Origin of the sequence: Massilia sp. Bi118, from assembly GCF_918697865.1 — a bacterium.
Lineage (GTDB): Bacteria > Pseudomonadota > Gammaproteobacteria > Burkholderiales > Burkholderiaceae_D > Telluria.
This window is the reverse complement of sequence record NZ_CAKKMV010000046.1, coordinates 1-1,177: the sequence shown is the minus strand read 5'-3', so window position 1 is coordinate 1,177 and position 1,177 is coordinate 1. Positions and strand designations below refer to the sequence as shown.

General features: G+C 51.7%; 1 rRNA gene. It reads right to left on the bottom strand.

Annotated features, from left to right (window positions below):
* A 23S ribosomal RNA gene (locus tag LQV39_RS26305) occupies positions 1–1,160 on the bottom strand; the annotation flags it as partial.
* Between the last annotated feature and the right edge of the window lie 17 nt (positions 1,161–1,177).

Here is a 1,177-nt window from a genome sequence, read left to right as displayed (position 1 = left end):
ATATCCGCAGCTTCGGTGACTGGCTTAGCCCCGTTACATCTTCCGCGCAGGACGACTCGATCAGTGAGCTATTACGCTTTCTTTAAATGATGGCTGCTTCTAAGCCAACATCCTGACTGTTTTAGCCTTCCCACTTCGTTTTCCACTTAGCCAATCTTTGGGACCTTAGCTGGCGGTCTGGGTTGTTTCCCTCTTGACGCCGGACGTTAGCACCCGACGTCTGTCTCCCAAGCTCGCACTCACCGGTATTCGGAGTTTGCAATGGTTTGGTAAGTCGCAATGACCCCCTAGCCATAACAGTGCTCTACCCCCGGTGGTGATACTTGAGGCACTACCTAAATAGTTTTCGGAGAGAACCAGCTATTTCCAGGTTTGTTTAGCCTTTCACCCCTACCCACAGCTCATCCCCTAATTTTTCAACATTAGTGGGTTCGGACCTCCAGGGCGTGTTACCGCACCTTCATCCTGGCCATGGGTAGATCACCTGGTTTCGGGTCTACACCCAGCGACTGTCGCCCTGTTCGGACTCGATTTCTCTACGGCTCCCCGATCTGGTTAACCTCGCCACTGAATGTAAGTCGCTGACCCATTATACAAAAGGTACGCCGTCACCCCACGAAGAGGCTCCGACTGTTTGTATGCACACGGTTTCAGGATCTATTTCACTCCCCTCCCGGGGTTCTTTTCGCCTTTCCCTCACGGTACTGGTTCACTATCGGTCGATTACGAGTATTTAGCCTTGGAGGATGGTCCCCCCATCTTCAGACAGGATTTCTCGTGTCCCGCCCTACTTGTCGTACGCTTAGTACCACCGTTCGGATTTCGTGTACGGGGCTATCACCCGCTATGGCTGCCATTTCCAGAGCATTCCACTATCCGATCGACTATCACGTACAAGGCTCATCCCATTTCGCTCGCCACTACTTTGGGAATCTCGGTTGATTTCTTTTCCTGCAGCTACTTAGATGTTTCAGTTCGCCGCGTTCGCTTCGCATACCTATGTATTCAGTATGCGATGACCTAAAAGGCCGGGTTTCCCCATTCGGAAATCTGCGGATCAAAGTGTGTTTGCTCACTCCCCGCAGCTTATCGCAAGCTACAACGTCCTTCATCGCCTGTAATCGCCAAGGCATCCACCATGTGCACTTATTCACTTGTCCCTATAACGTTGGCCCCT